The organism is Stenotrophomonas sp. INTA L402-1 (assembly GCF_059295135.1).
On the sequence record NZ_JCAFWP010000195.1, the window covers coordinates 1 to 571 of the forward strand.

A 571-nucleotide genomic window follows, 5' to 3' on the forward strand; every position below is an offset into this window, starting at 1 on the left:
GGCACGTACGGGTATCACTGGCATTAACGCATTACAAATAACCATCTCATCTGCCTGCAACGCCTCCTCCAGCGAGGCTTGCACTTCGACAAGCTGATAAGAGGATTGTGCCAGTAAACGGATACAGAATTGTCGCATAATGCCGTTAACACCTGCCTGATCCAGTCGCGGCGTATAAACTACGTTGCCCTTCCGCCAGAACAAATTAGCCGCACAGCATTCCGTAACCCACCCTTCGCTGTCAAGGACCAGCGCCTCATCAGCGTTTGTCTGCTCAAGATGAGAGCGGATCAATACTTGCTCAAGCCGATTAAGATGTTTAATACCTGCAAGATGAGGATTGCGCCCCAGCCGCACCGGGCTTAGCGCCAACGTCATCCCCTCGTTACGCAAACGGTCGTAATGTGCGGGATAAACCGTAACGGAGAGAATCCGAGTTGCCGGTCCGCTGTTCAATGTGCTGTATCCTCGCCCGCCACTACCGCGACTGATCACCACTTTCAGCACACCATTTTGCTGTTCTGCTGCCAGCGTTTTCATCTCTAGTTCAAGCTGAGGCCAGAAGTCACAG

1 protein-coding gene is annotated in these 571 nt (G+C 52.5%); it reads right to left on the minus strand.

All coding sequences use genetic code 11. From position 1 onward, the window contains the following. The coding region (gene pabC, locus AC5O77_RS22295) for an aminodeoxychorismate lyase (RefSeq protein WP_494507236.1) at positions 1–571 on the minus strand (571 nt) is incomplete at both ends.